The 18,561-nt window shown below is 70.2% G+C and carries 10 protein-coding genes; 3 read left to right on the forward strand and 7 right to left on the reverse strand.

Features of this window, described 5'->3' with window-relative positions:
- Positions 1-27: 27 nt before the first annotated feature.
- The 3 genes from A4U64_RS23240 to A4U64_RS23250 all read left to right on the forward strand — a co-directional run bounded on the left by A4U64_RS23240 (position 28) and on the right by A4U64_RS23250 (position 5,025).
- Positions 28-3,339, forward strand: a complete 3,312-nt coding sequence (locus A4U64_RS23240; RefSeq protein WP_050034384.1) for an arabinosyltransferase domain-containing protein — start codon at positions 28-30, stop codon at positions 3,337-3,339.
- Between the two features lie 123 nt (positions 3,340-3,462).
- Positions 3,463-3,903, forward strand: coding sequence for a hypothetical protein (locus A4U64_RS23245; RefSeq protein WP_006933304.1), 441 nt, complete (start codon positions 3,463-3,465; stop codon positions 3,901-3,903).
- Positions 3,904-4,068: 165 nt separating this feature from the next.
- Complete coding sequence (locus A4U64_RS23250) at positions 4,069-5,025, forward strand: hypothetical protein (protein WP_065923192.1); 957 nt, start codon at positions 4,069-4,071, stop codon at positions 5,023-5,025.
- A 96-nt stretch (positions 5,026-5,121) separates the two neighbouring features.
- Here the strand turns inward: A4U64_RS23250 and A4U64_RS23255 are convergent, their stop codons facing one another.
- From A4U64_RS23255 to A4U64_RS23285, 7 genes are all read right to left on the reverse strand, one after another.
- Positions 5,122-6,666 carry an acyl-CoA carboxylase subunit beta gene (locus tag A4U64_RS23255; protein WP_006941932.1) on the reverse strand — a complete coding sequence of 515 codons (1,545 nt, stop codon included), beginning with the start codon at positions 6,664-6,666 and terminating at the stop codon, positions 5,122-5,124.
- Between the two features lie 7 nt (positions 6,667-6,673).
- Entirely contained in the window at positions 6,674-11,638 is a 4,965-nt protein-coding gene (gene pks13 / locus A4U64_RS23260; protein ID WP_029547032.1) for a polyketide synthase Pks13, read from the reverse strand.
- Positions 11,639-11,688: 50 nt separating this feature from the next.
- Complete coding sequence (gene fadD32 / locus A4U64_RS23265) at positions 11,689-13,578, reverse strand: long-chain-fatty-acid--AMP ligase FadD32 (protein ID WP_006941930.1); 1,890 nt, start codon at positions 13,576-13,578, stop codon at positions 11,689-11,691.
- Between the two features lie 169 nt (positions 13,579-13,747).
- On the reverse strand, positions 13,748-14,749 hold the full coding sequence (locus A4U64_RS23270; RefSeq protein ID WP_065923193.1) for an LLM class F420-dependent oxidoreductase: 1,002 nt from the start codon (positions 14,747-14,749) through the stop codon (positions 13,748-13,750).
- A gap of 150 nt (positions 14,750-14,899) precedes the next feature.
- Positions 14,900-15,862, reverse strand: a complete 963-nt coding sequence (locus A4U64_RS23275; protein ID WP_043801822.1) for a cutinase family protein — start codon at positions 15,860-15,862, stop codon at positions 14,900-14,902.
- Between the two features lie 11 nt (positions 15,863-15,873).
- Positions 15,874-16,425 carry a DUF732 domain-containing protein gene (locus A4U64_RS23280; RefSeq protein WP_050034380.1) on the reverse strand — a complete coding sequence of 184 codons (552 nt, stop codon included), beginning with the start codon at positions 16,423-16,425 and terminating at the stop codon, positions 15,874-15,876.
- Between the two features lie 152 nt (positions 16,426-16,577).
- Positions 16,578-18,485, reverse strand: coding sequence for an alpha/beta hydrolase-fold protein (locus A4U64_RS23285; RefSeq protein ID WP_221776167.1), 1,908 nt, complete (start codon positions 18,483-18,485; stop codon positions 16,578-16,580).
- Positions 18,486-18,561: the final 76 nt, after the last annotated feature.

Genomic DNA, 18,561 nt, shown 5'->3' on the forward strand with positions numbered 1-18,561 from the left:
CAGCTGCGCCCGATACCATCGACAATCGTGCCCGACGACGTGACCACAGTTCCCGCCCCCTCCGCAGCCGTTCCCCGGCCGCCGGTTGCCCGGGATCTGCGGGCGCAGTACCGCACCGCCCGGCTCGTCGCCGCGGTGGCGGGTCTGCTCGGTGTGCTCCTCGCCGTCGCGACCCCGTTCCTGCCCGTCAAGGTCACCGAGGCCACCGTCACGTGGCCGCAGAACGGCTCGACCGGGCCGGTCGAGGTGCCACTCATGTCGCAGGTGCCGCGGCAGCTGAGTGCGACGGTGCCGTGCACCGCCGTCGCCGGCATGCCCCCGGGCGGCGGCCTGCTCCTCGCGACCGCACCGGCCAGCGGTGAGGGCGCCGCGCTCAACGCGATGTTCGTGCGAGTGGGCGCCGAGAACGTCGACGTCCTCGACCGCAACGTCGTCGTGGCCACCGCCCCGCGCAGCGACGTCGAGTCCGCCGCGTGCACCGAGATCAGCATCTTCTCCGACGTCGACCGCACCACCGCGGAGTTCGTCGGCCTCAGCGACGAGAACGGCAACCCGCGCGCCGGTGAGCTGACCGGCGACCTGCGTCCCCTCGTCGTCGGCGTGTTCAGCGACCTCGACACCCCGGTTCCCGGCATGTCGGTGACCGTCGACGTCGACTCCCGGTTCTCGTCGTCGCCGACGCTGGTCAAGCTCCTCGCGATGATCCTGGCGACGCTGTCGACCGCGCTGGCGGTCGCCGCGCTCGCCAAGCTCGACGGCACCGACGGCCGCGGGCACCGCCGCTTCCTGCCGTCGCACTGGTGGAAGTTCACCGGCGTCGACGCCGTCGTCGTCGGCACCCTCGCCGGCTGGCACTTCTTCGGTGCGAACACCTCCGACGACGGCTACCTGCTGACCATGGCCCGGGTCTCCGAGCACTCCGGCTACATGGCCAACTACTTCCGCTGGTTCGGCGTCCCCGAGGCCCCGTTCGGCTGGTACTACGACGTCCTCGCCGCGTTCGCCGAGGTCTCCACCGCCAGCGTCTGGATGCGGCTGCCCGCCCTGCTCGCCGGCATCACCTGCTGGATGGTCATCAGCCGCGAGGTGGTGCCCCGCCTCGGCCGCGCCGTCCGGCACAACACCGTCGCCCTGTGGACCGGCGGCCTGGTGTTCCTGGCCTTCTGGCTGCCCTACAACAACGGCCTGCGCCCCGAGCCGATCGTCGCGCTCGGCGCGCTGCTGACCTGGTGCTCGATCGAACGGGCGATCGCCACCGGCCGCCTGTTGCCGGCCGCGACGGCGGTCATGATCGGCGCGTTCACCCTCGCCGCCGCCCCGACCGGCCTGATGTGTGTGGCCGCGCTGCTCGCCGGCATCCGGCCCATGACCCGCATCGTCGTCCGCCGCCACCGCGAGGTCGGGACACTGCCGCTGCTCGCACCGATCGCCGCCGCGGGCACCCTCGTGCTCGTCGTCGTGTTCTCCGACCAGACCCTCGCCGCGGTGCTCGAGGCCACCCGCGTGCGCACCATCATCGGCCCGAACGAGGAGTGGTGGAACGACTTCCTCCGCTACTACTACCTGTTCGTGCAGACCGTCGACGGCTCGCTCGCGCGCCGGTTCGCGTTCCTCGTCATGCTGCTGTGCCTGTTCACGTCGCTGCTGGTGCTGCTGCGCCGCCGCCGCATCCCCGGCGTCGCGACGGGCCCGTCGTGGCGGCTGATCGGCATCGTCTTCGGCACGATCTTCTTCATGATGTTCAACCCCACGAAGTGGACCCACCACTTCGGGGCGTACGCGGGCATCGCGGGTTCTCTCGCCGCGCTCACCGCGGTCATCGTCTCCGCGAGCGCGCTGCGGTCGCGGCGCAACCGCACCATCTTCCTCGCCGGGCTGCTGTTCGTGCTGGCCGTGTCGTTCGCGGGTATCAACGGCTGGTGGTACGTGTCGAGCTACGGCATCCCGTGGTTCGACAAGACCGTCTCGCTGAGCGGCAACCAGTCCAGCTCGCTGTTCCTGCTCCTCTTCGGGCTCGCTCTCGGGCTCGTCGCGTGGCAGTACCTGCGTGAGGGCTACGCGCCGCCGCAGCCCAAGCCCACGACCCGCAAGGGCCGCCGGATCCGCAAGTTCGCGGCGGCGCCCCTGACCGTCGTCGCCGGAGCGATGGTGCTCTTCGAGGTGCTGTCGCTGCTCAAGGGCGCGGTGTCGCAGTACCCGGCGTACTCGCTCGCCCGGTCCAACGTCGGCGCGCTCGCCGGCCAGACGTGCGGCCTGGCGAACGACGTACTCGTCGAATCGGACCCGAACTCCGGGCGGCTCGCGCCCATCGTCGACCCGGACAACCCGCCGCTGAACGGCGACGCCCTCGCCGGCGCCGCCCCCGAGGGCTTCAGCCCCAACGGCATCCCGTCGGACCTCACCGCCGACTACGTGGAGGTCAAGCCCGGCCAGGGCAACACCGACAACCAGAGCGTCGGGCCGACGTTCGAGACCGGCGCCGGCGGCGGCACCACGGGCGGCACCGGCGCCCGCACCGTCAACGGCTCCGAGGCCAAGCTGCCCTTCGGCCTCGACCCGGCCGTCACCCCGGTGCTCGGCAGCTACCAGGAGGGTGTGCAGGAACCGGCGCTGCTCACGTCGAGCTGGTACGGGCTGCCCGAGCGCAGCGACGACGCGCCGCTCGTCGTCATCTCGGCGGCCGGCCGCATCTGGTCCGTCGACGACACCGGCGCCACCACCTACGGCCAGTCGCTGCTCGTCGAGTACGGCAGGCGCCTGCCCGACGGCACCGTGGAGCCGCAGGGCACCTACCTGCCGCGCGACATCGGGCCCGCACCGTCGTGGCGGAACCTGCGGATCCCGCTGTCCGAGCTCCCCGCCGACACCGACGCCGTCCGCATCGTCGCCAACGATCCCAACCTCACCGGCGACCAGTGGCTGGCGTTCACCCCGCCCCGCGTGCCGAAGCTCGACACGCTCAACACCGTGATCGGCTCGGAGCAGCCGGTGCTGCTCGACTGGGCGGTCGGACTGCAGTTCCCGTGCCAGCGCCCGTTCGACCACCGCTACGGCATCGCCGAGATGCCGGACTACCGCATCCTGCCGGACCGTCCGCTGGCCGTATCCTCCACCGACACTTGGCAATCCGCGGACAACGGCGGCCCTCTCGGCTTCACCGAAGCCCTCGCCCGCCCCGAGCAGATCCCCACGTACCTCGAGAACGACTGGGCCCGCGACTGGGGCTCGCTCGAGCGGTACGTGCGGTTCTACCCGAACGCCGTGCCGGCCGAGCCGCAGACCGAGGCGATCACGCGCTCCGGCCTGTGGAATCCGGGCACGCTGCGCGTATACGAGTAGGTCCGTCGGCGAGCCCCGTCCGCGTGCCGCGCGTGCCTTCCGGCCGAATGTCACATATGTTCGCTTCGATCGACCGAACGTGACATCCGGCCGGCGGGCACGGCCGGCAACGAAAGGACCTGAATGTCGAGGAAGTTCGCCGCCCGGACCACCGCCGTGGCCGCATCCGCTGTGGTCCTGGCGCTGCTGAACGCGCCGGCCGCATCGGCGCAGACCGTTCACGCGGCGACGTTGGGACCGGTCGTCGGATCGACCGGCGTGGGAACCGGATCCGCCGCTCCCACCGAGGCGCTCGTCCACGACTACGTGAATGTCTACACCAACGTCAACACGCCCGGCGTCACGCACTTCGGTGGGAGCGTCAAGTGCTTCTGCCTCGTCACGTGGGTGAACGAGGACACGGGCACGACGGGCGTGAACGAACTACCGGACTTCCCCGAGATCGGCGAGGAGCAGGTCCTCAGCGGTCGAGCCGAGACCGGCCCCGGACGGGTGCGGGCGACGGTGACCGTTCCGGACGGCACGACCTGGGTCTCGGCGTCGGGCAGCTGGGTCGTTCCCTGACCCACTCCCGCACGCAATACCCCCGCATGCGCCTTCACGTCTCCCGGCCGAATGTCACATACCGTCACTTACATTGAACTCATGTGACATTCGGCCACCACAAGGTTATCCACAGGCCGACGAGACGGTCTTTCGTAGGACACCATCCCCCTGCAGGCTGTAGCCATGAAACGGGGGACATGGGGAGACGACCCCGAAGAGCTGTTCGCACTGAGCACCAACGGCGTCATCCGGACGGCAACGCTGTTGAGGCACGGCGTCGCCGGCGGCACGATCGCCGGCCGATGCCGTAAGGGTGGTCCGTGGCAGCGCGTCCTGCCGGGCGTGGTGGCGCTGCACAACGGGCCGCTGTCCGTGTTGCAGCGCAACACGGCCGCGCTGCTGTACGGCGGCGATTCGGCGCTGATCTCAGGTCATGCCGCGCTCGGGATACACGGCTACACCAACTCGGCGACGAAAAGTGAGGTGCTGCTACTCATTCCGCATACCCAGCATCGGCGCAACTTCTCGTTCGTCGCCGTCGAGCGGAGCTGGCGGATACCCGAACCCATCATCAGAGGCACGCTGAGAATTGCTCCGGTGGACCGCTGTCTGCTCGATGCGGCACGCAGAATGTCGCAGCTCGATCCGTGCCGTGCCCTGCTGGCGTCGGGGATTCAGCGCGGAGACGTGACCGTCGACGACCTGGCACACGAACTGCGCGCCGGCAGCTGCCGCGGTAGCGCCGTGCCGCGCACCGTGGTTCGAGAGCTCTCGCACGACGCGCATTCCGTGGCCGAGATCGCAGCACAGAAGCTGTACGCGACGAGCGGGTTGCCACCCATGGCCCACAACGTCGACGTCGAGACCGACGACGGTACGTGGATCGCTCGCCCCGACGGGTGGCTCGATTCGGTCGCAGTGGCATGGGAGATCGATTCGCTGAAATACCACTTCTCACCGAAGGCGCACGAGGCGACGCTCGTCCGACGGGCCGCGATGCAGCGCAACGGCATCATCGTGGTGTCGCACCTACCGAGGCAGATCCGCGACGACCCGGCCACGGTGCTCGCGGACCTGGAAGCCGCCTACCACCAGGGCACACAGCGCCCGCGTCCCCCGGTGCGGTCACGCGCGGACTGACCCCGGACACCGCTGTGGGCCGAATGTCACATGCATTCATTTCCATTGCATGCATGTGACATTCGGCCCACCCGAACAGAATTCGGGTGTTACGAACTAGAGCGGAAGCAGGTGGTGCTTGCGCGGGTTCTTGAACACCGTCTTGTCGCGCAGCAACGTCAGCGCCTTGCGGATCTCGAGGCGCGTGGTGTGCGGCTCGATCACCGCGTCGATGTAGCCGCGCTCGGCGGCGATGTACGGCGTCGCGATGTGCTCGTTGTAGAAGTTGATCAGCTGCTGGCGCACCGCGGGAGCGTTGTCACCGGCGGCCTCGATCTGGCGGCGACCGATCACCGCGACGGCACTCTCGGCACCCATCACCGCGATCCGGGCGGTGGGCCAGGCGAAGTTCACGTCGGCGCCGAGCTGCTTCGACCCCATCACCGCGTAGCCACCGCCGTAGGACTTGCGCACCACCACGGTCACCTTCGGTACCGACGCCTCGACGAACGAGAACAGGAACCGGCCGCCGCGCTTGATGACGCCGATCTTCTCCTGCTCCACACCCGGCAGGAAGCCCGGGGTGTCGACGACGAACACGAGCGGAATGTCGTACGCGTCGCACACCCGCACGAAGTGGGCGGCCTTGTCCGAGCTGGCGGCGTCGAGCGCCCCCGACAGGTACAGCGGCTGGTTGGCGACGACACCGACGGGCCGGCCGTCGACGCGGGCGAATCCGGTGATGATGTTCGGCGCGACCTGCGAGCGGATCTCGAAGAAGTCGCCGTCGTCGAAAATCTTGAGCAGGATGTCGTGCATGTCGTAGCCGGAGTTGTCGGCGTCGGGCATGAACGTGTCGAGCTCGAGATCGTCCTGCGTGATCTCCGGCTCGAGCCCCGGGTTGACGATCGGGGGCTTCTCCTGCGCGTTCGACGGCATGTAGCTCAGGTACTTGCGGGCCCACTCGAACGCGGCCTTCTCGTCCGGCGCGACGTGGTGCACGTTGCCGTACTCGGCCTGCTTGCGGGCGCTGCCGAGTTCCTCGAGGCTGACGTCCTCACCGGTGACGGACTTGATGACGTCCGGTCCGGTGACGAACATGTACGCCTCCTCGGTGGCGATGACCACGTCGGTGTTGATGGGGGCGTACACGGCGCCGCCGGCGCACTTGCCGAGGATGATCGACACCTGCGGGCACAGACCGGACAGCGGCTCGTGCCGCTTGCCCAGTTCGGCGTACCACGCCAGCGACGTCACGGCGTCCTGCACGCGGGCGCCGCCGGAGTCGTTGATGCCGACGACGGGGCAGCCGATCTTCAGCGCGAAGTCGAGGATCGCGGCGACCTTGCGGCCGAACATCTCGCCGACGCTGCCGCCGAACACGGTCTGGTCGTGCGAGAAGACCGCGACGGGCCGGCCCTCGACGGTGCCGTGACCGACGACGACACCGTCACCGTAGAGGGCGTCGTCGCGGCCGGGCGTTTTCATCAGCGCACCGATCTCGACGAAGCTGCCCGGGTCGAGCAGCATGTCGATGCGCTGCCGGGCACTGGGGATGCCCTTGGCGGCGCGCTTGGCGAGCGCGGCCTCCCCGGCCGGTTCCTTCGCGATCGCGAGATTCTTGCGCAGCTCGGCCAGCTTCCCGGCCGTCGTCGTGGTCACTACTCGATCAGCTCCTCGTGGCCTCGATGTCGGCCAGCTTGCGTGTCAGGTCGGCCCCCACCTTCCCGATGTACGGCTCGTCGACCACCTGGAGGTGGTCGCCGCCGACATGGATGACCTCCAGATTACGGACCGCCTCGCCCCAGCCGCCGTCGGGCTGCCGGGTTCCGAACGCGGGCTCGAGTTCGATGGCGTCGTCGTGGTAGCGGTCCGCCATGTACAGCACCACGTCGCCGTCGTACGGCTCGAGCTTCGCGGTCTGGATGGCCCGGTTGTCCAGCCACGACGTGCGCTGGTGCTCGATGATGCCGCCGGGGATCCTGGTACCGCTCATCCTGAGCAGGTCCATGAGGATGCGCACCTGGCCCTCGTCGTCCGTCGCGGCGAGCTTGTCGTACGGCAGCGGTGCGTCGACCCCGTACGTCTTCTTCGCGAACCTCGCGTACCGCTGCCAGCGCTTGGTGATCTCCTCCGGGGTGTCCTCGACCTTCTCCCCGGCCATGACCGTGTCGATGAGGCCGACGAGCCGCACGTCCTTGCCCTCCGCGCGCAGCAGCTTGGCGACCGCGTAGGCGAGCACACCGCCCAGCGACCAGCCGTACAGCACGTACGGACCGTCGCCCTGAATCTCCTTGATCTGCGGCAGATATTCCTGGGCGCGCTTCTCGATCGGGCCCTCGGTGCGTTCGAAGCCGTACATCGGGGTGCCCTCGGGCAGCCGGCGCAGCAGCGGTTCGTACACGACGGTGGAACCGCCGGCCGGATGGAACACGAACACCGGGACGGCGTCCGACCCCTCGGGGCGCGGGCGCAGCGTACGGACGAGCCCGTCGATGCGGTCGGCCGACTCCAGGTGCCGGCGCACGCTCTCGGCGAGCTGCTCGATGGTCTCGGCGTCGAGCACGTCGTCGACGGTGACCTCGCCGTTCGCCCGCTCGGTCAGCCGGGCCGCGAGGCGCTCGGCCGTCTCGTCGTCGAGGATCGGCAGGGTGTTGAAGATGCCCTTCGCGGACTGTCCGGTGATCACGGCCCAGGTCGCGAACGTGAGCCGCTCGGCCGCGTCGCGCGGGGGCACGTCGGTGCCGGATGCCTCCGCAACCGCCTGCCGGTCGGTCACGTCGGTGGCCTTGTCGGCTTCGGTGCTCGCACCGGCCTCCGCGGCTTCAGCGGCCTCGGCGGCTTCGAGGATCGCCTCCGCCTCGTGCACCACCCCGGTGTCCTCCACGGCCGAGATCGGGGGCAGCTCGAGCGTCGTGTCCTCCCGCTCGGCGGTTTCGCGGTCGGCGGCCTGCTGTGCGGCGAGGGCGGCGACCTCCTCGCGGTTCTCCACGGCGTACCGCAGGTACTTCGCGACGTCGCGCAGGCTGGCGTCCTTCACCGCGGCGAGCTGCAGCTGCGGGATGTCGAACTCGTACTCGACGCGGTTCTTGATCCGCACCGCCATGAGCGAGTCCAGACCCAGCTCGATCAGCGGGATCTCGACGGGCAGGTCCTCGGGCGCGTAGCCCATCGACTCGGCGACGATCAGCGCCAGCCGATCCTCGAGGGTCTGCGACCCGGCCGGGTTCCACTTGTCGCCGAAGGTCTCGACCACCTCGGGAAGCGTCTCGACCGGCCCGCTGGACCGCTCGGCCGGCGCGGGCGCCGCGGCGGGCGCGGGCAGCGCTTCGCCGGAGGCCACGACCGCGTCGAACAGCAACCGGAACTCGCCGCTCGCCGCATCGCGCCCGTGCACGTGCAGCGACGCGCCGCCGGGGTGCCGGGTCAGGGTGGTGGTGAGGGTGCCGCTGGTGGGGACGTCGCCGTGCGGGACGGACGCGGTGAGGGTGACGTCGGCGAGCGTCTGCGACGCGGCGGCGACGACGAGCTCGCCCAGGTCGGTGACGGCGTCGGCGCGCACCTCCCACACGTGCCGGCCGTCGGGCAGCGCGACGTGCGCGCCGGGCACGCGGGCGTTGCCGCCGGTCCCGATGCGGGTCTCGAGCCAGAACGGCTTGCGCAGGAACACCGTCCGCGGCAGGTCCGCGTACTCGCCGGCCGGAAGCAGGCTGCGCAGGTCCACGGCGTGTCCGTGCACGTACAGCTGGGCGAGGGCGGTGAGCACGCCGAGCGGCTCGTCCTCCTTGCGCTTGAGGGTCTGGATCAGCTGGGTGTCGATCACGCCGGCGGCGTACGCCGTCGCGGCCACGGACATCAGCGCGACGGGGTTGGGTGCCAGCTCGACGAACGTGGTGTGCCCGTCGGTGACGGCGAGCTTGACCGCGTTGGTGAAGTACACGCTGTGCCGCAGGCCCTTGGTCCAGTACTCGACCTGGTGGATGGGGTCGTGGCCGGCGCGGTAGTGGGTGTCCTGGTCGACCGACGAGTACACGTCGACCTTCGGCTTGTGCGGCTCGATGCCGGCGAGTTCGGCGGCGAGCTCGCCGAGCAGCGGATCCACCTGCGAGGTGTGGCTCGCGCCCTTGGTCTGCAGGACGCGGGCGAGCTTCTCCTCCGACTCCGCCCGCGCGACGATCGCGTTGACCTCGTCCTGTGGGCCGCCGATGACGGTGTGCGTCGGCGCGGCGTAGACGCAGACCTCGAGGTGCGGGTAGTCGGTGAGGACCAGCTCGATCTCCGCGGCGCTGTACTCGACGAGCGCCATGAGCCGGATGTCGTCGCCCTCGAGCAGCGCCTCGGCCTCGCCCATCAGGCGGGAGCGGGCGCAGATGACGCGGACGGCGTCCTCGAGCGACAGACCGCCGGAGATGTACGCGGCCGCGGCCTCGCCCATGGAGTGGCCGACGACGGCGGACGGCTCGGCGCCGTGGTGGCGCAGCAGCTTCGCGAGGGCGACCTGGATGGTGAAGATGCCGACCTGCGAGGTCTCGACGTCGTAGTCCTGGCCGTCGTCGAGGAACTTCTCCTTCATGGAGTAGCCGGCCTCGTCCTCGATCAGCTCGTCGATCTCGTCGACGGCCGCGGCGAACACCGGGTTCTCGAGGTACAGCTGCTTGGCCATCTTGCGGTGCTGCGAGCCGAAACCGGACAGCACCCACACCGGCCCGTTGGCGGCGGGGGCGTCGGCGGAGAACACGCCCTGCGCGGGCTTGCCGGCGGCGACGGCGCGCAGCCCGGCGATGGCCTCGGCGCGCGTCTTCGCGATCACGACGGCGCGTGAGCGGCCGTGGTTGCGGCGGGAAAGGGTGCGAGCGACGTCGGCGAGCGGCGTGGTGCTGCCGGCCTCGGTCTCGAGCCAGTCGGCGAGGTCGGCGGCGGCCCGGCGACGACGCGACGGCATCGCCGCGGACACCGCGAGCAGCACCGGGTGTTCCTCGCCCTGCTCCGAGCGAATGTGCCCTTCAGCTCCTTCAGCCGACGGAACGATACGTTCGCTCGACTCCGCGTCCGCTTCGGGTCCGGTGTACTCGCGGACCACGACGTGCGCGTTGGTGCCGCCGAAGCCGAAGCCGGAGACGCCGGCGATCGCCTTGCCGGTGTAGCGCGGCCACTCGGCGCCCTCGGGGATGACCTTCAGGCGGGCCTGCTCGAACGGGATGTACGGGTTCGGCGCGGTGTAGTTCAGCGTCGCCGGCAGGTGGTTCTCCTGCATGGCGAGGACCACCTTGATCAGGCCCGCCGCGCCGGCGGCCGCCTCGAGGTGGCCGAAGTTGGTCTTCGCCGAGCCCAGCAGCACCGGCTTGTCGGCGTCGCGGCCGCGGCCGACGACGCGGCCGAGGGCGTCCGCCTCGATCGGGTCGCCGAGCACGGTTCCGGTGCCGTGGGCCTCGATGTAGTCGACGCCGGACGGCAGGATGCGCGCGTCCCGGTAGGCGCGGCGCAGCACGTCGACCTGGGCCTCCGGGTTCGGGGCCGCCAGGCCGTTGGAGCGGCCGTCCTGGTTGACGGCGGAACCGGCGATGACGGCGAGCACGGTGTCGCCGTCGCGTTCGGCGTCCTCGAGCCGCTTGAGCACGACGAGGCCGCCGCCCTCGGCGCGGACCATGCCGTCGGCGTCGGCCGAGAACGCCTTGATGCGGCCGTCGGGGGCCTGCACACCGAGCTGGTCGAAGCCGAGGGTCGCGGCGGGCGCGACGAGCATGTTCACGCCACCGGCCAGCGCCACGTCGGCGTCGCCGTCGCGCAGGGCGCGCACCGCCTGGTGCACGGCCACGAGCGACGACGAGCATGCGGTGTCCAGGGCGACGGACGGGCCACGGAAGTCGAAGAAGTACGAGACCCGGTTGGCCACGATCGACGTGGCCGTGCCGGTCAGGGCGTACGGGTGTGCGGCGGACGGGTCGCTCACCGCGAGGAGCTGGTAGTCGTTGGCGGAGCTGCCGATGAACACACCGACCGGGCGGCCCTTGAGGTCGCTGGCCGGGATGTGGGCGTGCTCGAGCGCCTCCCAGGTGAGTTCGAGGGCGAGGCGCTGCTGCGGGTCGACCATCTCGACCTCGCGCGGCGACATCGCGAAGAACTCGGCGTCGAAGCCCTTGACGTCGTCGAGGTAGCCGCCGCGGGTGTTGGCTGCGGCGATGGCCGACGAGATCTGCGGATCGTCGGCGAATTCGGACCAGCGGCCCTCGGGGAGGTCGGTGATGCCGTCGCGGCCCTGGGCGAGCAGCTCCCACATCTCCGCGGGGGTGCTCACGTGCCCGGGCAGCCGGGCGGCGAGACCGACGATCGCAACATCGTGCGTCCTGCCGGCCGGACCGGCGGCGTAGAAGGCGCTGTCGTCGCCCTCCGGGAGCTCGGGTTCGCCCTCGATGATGCGCGTGGCCAGCGACGCGATGGTGGGGTGCTGGTAGGCGATCGTGGCGGTGAGGGTGACGCCGAGCAGTTCCTCGACCTCGCCGCTGAGCGCCACGGCGTCGCGGGACGAGAGGCCGAACTCCTCCATCGGGCGATCGTCGGAGATCTGCGCCACCGGTTGCCCGGTAGCCTCGGCGATCCAGTTCCGCAGCCACTCGCGCAGCTGCGCGACGGTCATTTCAGTGTCAGCCATCAACCCACCACGCTACCCGGGAAAGAGAACAATTTTTATACGCTATCGGGGAATGCCTGCTGGGTGTAACCACCGCGCAGGGTTCCCTCGATGTAGGCGGCCTTGCAGGCGCGCCGCGCGATCTTGCCACTCGACGTGCGCGGGATCGACCCGGCAGGCACGAGCAGCACGTCGCGCGCGGTCACCCCGTGCCGTGCCGAGATCGCCGCGCGAACGGTGTCCGCGACGGGTTGCGGATCCGCCTTGCCCGCGCCGGGCGCCCGCTCGGCGACGATGACCAGCTGCTCCGAGGCGTCGTCGGGATCGAACTGCAGACCCGAGTGCGAATTCTCGAACACCACCTGCGGCAGCTGGTTGGCCGGCACGGCGAAAGCGGCGACGAAGCCGGGACGCAGCGCGGAGCTGGCCTCCTGCGCCGAGAACTCCAGGTCCTGCGGGTAGTGGTTGCGGCCGTCCACGATCACCAGGTCCTTGACGCGGCCGGTGATGTACAGCTCGCCGTCGACGTACACGCCGTAGTCGCCGGTGCGCAGCCAGTGGGCGTCCGCGGGCGTGCCCTCGGCGTGGCTGCTCGCGGGCAGGCGGTCGACGAGCTTGTTGTGGAAGGTCTCGTCGGTCTCCTGGGTGCGCCCCCAGTACCCGATGCCGATGTTCTCGCCGTGCAGCCAGATCTCGCCGACGTGCCCGTCCGGCACCTCGGTGGCGGTCTCCGCGTCGACGATCGCGGCCCACTGGCTGCGCGCGACGTAACCGCAGGAGACCTGCGCGATGGCGTTCGGCGCCTCCTTGTCGACCTTGACGATGCGGCCGGCGTTGAGCTCGTGACGGTCGACGTAGATGACCCGGGCCTCGTCGGTGTGCCGCGTGGACGAGACGAACAGCGTCGCCTCGGCCATGCCGTACGACGGCTTGATCGCGGTCTTCGGCAGGCCGTACGGCGCGAACGCGTCGTTGAACTTGCGCATCGAGGACGTGGTCACCGGCTCGCTGCCGTTGATCAGGCCGATCACGTTGCTCAGGTCGAGGGTCTCGCCCGGCTTGGGCAGGCCCCGCGCGGCGGCGTGCTCGAACGCGAAGTTCGGCGCGGCGGCGAACGTGCCGGCCCCGTCGGAGACGGCGGCGAGTTCCTTGATCCACCGGCCCGGCCGCTGCACGAAGGCGCGCGGGCTCATGATGGTGATGTACTTGCCACCGATCGCCGGCAGGATGACGGTGAGCAGGCCCATGTCGTGGAACAGCGGCAGCCACGTCACGCCGCGCGAACCCTCGTTGAGTTCGATGGAATCGGCCATCTGGATGCAGTTGGTGAGCACACCGCGGTGGGTGATCTCCACGCCCGCGGGCACGCGCGTCGATCCGGAGGTGTACTGCAGGTAGGCGATGTCGTCGGTGCCGATGTGGGGCCGCGTCCACGAGCCGGCGACAGTGTCGGGGATCGCGTCGACCGCGATGATGCGAGGCCGCTCCGCCGCGGGCAGCGGCCGGAAGAACTGCCGGACCCCGGCCGCCGAGGAGGTGGCGGTGAGGATGGCGCTGGGCGTGCAGTCGCCGAGCACGGCGTGCAGCCGGTCGGTGTGGCCGGGTTCGTCGGGGTCGAACAGCGGGACGGCGATGGTACCGGCATAGATGGCCGCGAAGAAGGAGACGACGTAGTCCAGGCCCTGCGGGGCGAGGATCGCGACGCGGTCACCGGGCTTGGTGACCTGCTGCAGCCGGGCCGCGATCGCGCGCAGGCGCACCCCGAACTGCTGCCAGGTCAGCTCGTGGACCTCGCCGTCACGTTCCCGCGAGTAATCGATGTAACGGTACGCAAGATCGTCGCCGTTCTCGGCGAAATGCTGCTCGAGGTGGTCGAGCAGAGTGTTGCCCTCGGGCAACACGATCTGTCCGTTCTCATCGATGAACTCTTCGAACCCGACGCTCATTCCTTCTCCCTGTCGAAGCGATCCCACAACCACTCGACATGGTTGCGCCCCGCACTTGTCTTCGCGCTAGCGGATCGTCGTACCTGTACAGCTCAACAGCATCCGGCCGTGCATCTCACGAATCTGTCCATCGATCCGAAATCACGATTATGTTACAGATCCGCATCGGTCATTCCCCCGCCAACAGCGGAATCACCGGTGCGAACGCCTCCATCTGGGTGGGGAAGACCCCCACGTAGGACATCCCGGTCTTCGCCCGCACGTTGCGGATCTGCTCGGCGATCTCCTCGTAGGAACCGATTGCGAGATATGGCGATTCGAGGATCTCGTCCACCGTGAGCTTGACGTCCACCTCGATGTTCGGGGGGAATCCCTGGTCGAGGGCGGCCAGCGCCATCTCGGCGGTCTGCTCGCGATCGTCCGTGACGAGAATCATCGTGATGGTCCAGTTCAGCTCGATGTCATCGAACCGATCCCCCGCCGCGCGACGGATCACGTCCACCCGCTCCACAGTCTTGTCCATCGTGATCCCCGACAGCAACAACCGGCCGTCGCGGTTCGTGGGAGTGGCCACCGAGATGATATCGGCGTACTTCGCCGCCAGCGCGAGCATCTTCGGTCCCCCGCCGCCGACCGCGATGGGCGGTCGCGGGCCCTGGCGCGGCCGCGGGCTGCCCTTGAGGCCGTCGATGCGGTAGTGCTTGCCCTCGAAATTGCACTCCTGGCCGCGCAGGAGCACGTCCAGGATCTGCAGCGTCTCCTCGAGCTTCTCGATCCGGACGCCGGGGCGCTCGTAGGCGATGCCCGCCTTGTCGAACTCCTCCTTCATCCATCCCGCGCCGATCCCGAGTTCGAGCCGGCCGCCCGAGAGGACGTCGACGGTCGCGGCGTCCTTGGCCAGGATCGCGGGATGGCGGAAGCCGTTCGCGAGGACGGCGGTGCCGAGGCGGATCTTGTCGGTCGTGACGGCGAGCGCACCGAGCGCGGCGATGGGTCCGACCTGGTTGCCCAGGTGGTCCGGGATCATGAAGCTGTCGTAGCCGAGCTCCTCGGCCTTCTGCGCCAGCTTGACGAAGCGCCGGGCGCCGCCCTCCTCGGCGTTGCCCTCGCCACCCGCGGCGAAACGAAACTTCCGCGGTTGCGTGGCGGCCGAGCCGTCGGTGGCGCTCATCGAACCTCTTCTCGTGTGGCGGTGGTCGCGCGTCACCGACCCGGAGAGCTTCCCGGGTCAGGACCGAAGGTCGAGTCTAAGCGCCGACCGAGGAACGATTGTATCGGGTGGTGATCCCCGACACTACCGGCCGGTAACAACGGGGAGGGATCACTCCTCCGGTGGTTTCGGCGCCTCCTCGATCTTCTCGATCGCCCAGTTCGCCACCCACTGCGTCGCCGTCGTACCCGAATCGTCCACGACGAACGAGTTGTACAGGGCGTGCACGGGGTTGTTCGCGTACTCGAGCAACCGCGGCGCGCTGGCGAGCCAGTTGCCGGGGTTCAGCGCGTTCGGCGGCGCGTCGCAGATGCCGTCCGTCGGTGCACAGATGTCCACCACCTTGTCCTCGAGCTCCCCGAACCCGCCGGGCCGCGCGCCGGTCATGGTGATCCCCGGCAGCCGCAGTCCGTCCAGGGACAGCTCGGCGCCGACGCCCGCGACGGGCGGGCCGATCGTCTCGGCCGTGCCCGGGTCGCGACGGCCGTCGGCGATGAGCGCCACGCCGAGCACCCGATCCGCCGGAACCGGCCCGTCACCGGCGCCGATGCGCGCCGCGACGTCGCCCGCGATGACCGCACCCTGCGAGAAGCCGGTCAGGACGTAGTTGGTCAGCGGGCACTCGGCGAAGCGGCGCGCGAGGATGTCCTCCGTCGCCGCGGTGCCGGCGGTGCGGCTGTTGTTGTAGGACTGCTGCCCGTCCGGCGGGAGCGCCACCGGATTCGAGAACTGGGCGACGTACGGAACGGTGTACACGTCGGCACGCTGCGCGTCGAAGCGCTCCTGCAGCGGACGCGTGACGTTCAGCATCAGCGACAGCGGATTGAACGTCGGGTTGTACGGATCGTCCCAGGCCGCCGACTCCCACGTGCCCGGTACCGCCACCACCTGGACGTCCGGGCACGATGCGGGCTGCGCCTCCGGCTTCTCGGGCCCGAGGGGCCCCGGCGGCCCGGGCACCGGGAGCCGGCCCGCGAGGATGTACCAGAGCGCGAGCACGGCCGCCAGGACGACCAGGATCCCGAGGACGAGGATTCCCCGCCTCCGGCGTCGTTGCTTCGCTCGGGCCGTCATCATTGCCGCTCCTAGCAGAAGGTGTCGCGTGCGACGGTGATGTAGACGTCGGCGGTCGTCGCGGCGTCGGCCTCGGAGATCTCCTTGCCGGCGGCCGCGGCCTCGCTGCCCACCGATGCGGTCACGATCGTCTTGATCTCCTCGGGCGAGCTGCCCTGGGCGGTCGCGGCGCAGATGTAGTTGGCGGTGTTGATCGCGATGCTGCCGTCCGCGGCCGGCTCCACGCCCTGCTTCCGCAGCCCGTCCAGGAACGCCTGGCCGCGGTCGTCCACCGGCACCTCGGTCGGGCCCGGGAATCCGGGCTCGGTCTCCGGCTGCGCCGGCGGCGCGGTGGCGGCCTCGCCCGGGCTCGTGGTGGCCGTGTCGCCGGGGGCTGTGGTGGTCGCTTCGCCGGAGGTGGTCTCCGCGGCGGATGTCGAGGTGGTCGCCGACACGGACGTCGACGGGGTGCTCGTCGCCGTGGAATCGTCGCTACCGCAGGCGCCCAGGAGGGCGGCGGCGGCGAGCGCCGCGGCGCCGGCGCCCAGGACGCGGGTCAGGCTCGAACGGGTCCGTGCAGGCATGTGGTGGTGTCCTCGCATCCAATCGTCGGAAATGGGCAGTGCCCAGGCTACAGATGAGGACCGGGCGGTGACCGGACCCATGGGTCGCGGTCACCGCCCGATCCGGTGGTCGCGGGGCCGCCGTGGCGGCACCGGGTGTGCGAGGGCCGATCCTAGGGGCGGACGGTGGCCACGTTGTCGACGACCGTGACGAATCCGCCCTGGAAGTTCTGCTGGACACCGCCGGGGATGGGGAACTCGTCCCCGACGGGGAAGCCGAGGCGACCGTTCTCGTAACCGGCGCTCTTCCACGCGTCGAAGACCGGCCCGGTGCGGACCGACCACGCCCCGCTCAGCGGGCTCCAGTAGATGTTGCCGCCCTCGAACTCGTTGAACCGGCCACCGTCCTTGACGGGGATCTCGCTGGTCTTCGGGAACCCGAGCCAGCCGTTCTCGTAGCCGAGCTCGGCGTACTTGCCCATGATCATGCCCTGTACGGCGTGGGCCCCGAACGGCTCGCTCCAGTAGAGGGCGCCGATCTCGAAGCCCTGCACCACGCCGGGCTTGCCGGGGGTGGCGACCTCGTCGGCCACCGGGTAGCCCAGCGGGCCGCCCTCCCAGCCCTGCCGCGCCCACTCGTCGCGGATGGCGCCGCGCACGGCGTGCGCCCCGGTCTGCGGGGTCCAGTAGATCGAGCCCTGCTGGAAGTGGTTGAACCGGCCGCGGCCGTCGGGGGTGCCGCGTTCCTCCGTGGTCGGGTAGCCGAGCGGGCCCCCCGGGCCGCCCGCGGCCTGGTAGGCCCCGCCGATCGCACCCGCCACCGGGCGGGCCCCGCCGTCGGTGGAGGAGAAGATCCGGCCGAAGCGGAAGTCCTGGACGCGCCCGCCCGCGACGGCGTACTCCGGCGTGAGGCAGTCGCCGATCCAGGGACCGGCGGCCGCTGCGTCGCCGATCGCGCCGGCGGCGCTGCAGTTAGGCTTCGTGACCTCCACTCCGAGGGCGTTGGCCAGCTGCGGCCACAGCTGGTGCAGCTCGAACTCCCAGTACGGCCACGAGTGGGTGCCCGACGGCCGGTAGACCACCTGCGCAGGGATGCCGATCTTGTTGAGCTTGGTGGCGAACGCCTGCGAGGTGAGCCGCGACAGGATCTCGAGGCCCATGCCGGCGTAGTTCGTGCTCACGCCCGGGATACCCGACGGCTGGTCGTACGGGCCGGTGCTGCCGCTGCCACTGGAGACGTACAGGCTCACGCCCTCGAGCTTGTCCGCCAGCAGGTACGGATCGTGGGCGGCCCACTGCTCGCCGCCGGGGGTACCCCACATGGCCGACGAATCGAAGCCGCCGGCGTCCTGCATCGCGTACTGAATGGCCTGCGGCATGCCCAGGGTGGTGGTGGTGAGGATGCCGGAGAGCGACCCCGCGAACTTGAAGAAGCCGGGGTTGCGCGCGGGCAGGAACATCGCAGCGGTGCCGCCCATCGACAGGCCGACGACGCCGCGGTCCTTCGTGGTGCGCCAGTTGCCCTCGAGGATCGGCGGGAGCTCCTTGGTCAGGAACGTCTCCCACTGGTAGTTGCGCCCGTTGTTCTGGTCCATCCAGTCGGCGTAGAAGCTGGACTGCCCGCCCACCGGCAGCACCACGTTGACGTTCTTGTCCGCGAAGAAGGCCTCGGCGTCCGTCTCGATCGTCCAGCCGCTCTCGTCGTCGCGGGCGCGCAGGCCGTCGAGCATGTAGACGGCGGGGAACCGCGCCTCGGGTTCGATGTTCCAGTCCCGGGCGAGCAGCAGCTGCACCTGAATGGGGGTGCCCATGGCCGGCGAGTTCACCCACAGGGCCACGCGCCGGTCGGTCAGCCAGTCGACGCGCTGCACCGTGACCCCGGCCGGGGCCTGCACGGCGGTCGGCTCGCTGCGGTCCACCGGCTCCGCATACGCGGCCCCGGCCGCGAGAGTTCCGGCGACGAGGGGCGCGACGAGCGCGGCGGCGACCGCCCCGAGGACCCGCCGGCCCCGACGGGCACGCGGCGCCGGCTGCTGGGCGCGCACGGTTCGACGTCCGCCAAGCACTGTTCGCATCGGCATCGCTCACTTTCTGCGTTGCTGGGGCGTCGGCGGGCGACCGGGCCCCGCGTCTCGAAGACTGTTTCTACACGTGAAC

Origin of the sequence: Rhodococcus sp. WB1 (genome assembly GCF_001700945.1) — a bacterium.
Lineage (GTDB): Bacteria > Actinomycetota > Actinomycetes > Mycobacteriales > Mycobacteriaceae > Rhodococcus > Rhodococcus aetherivorans.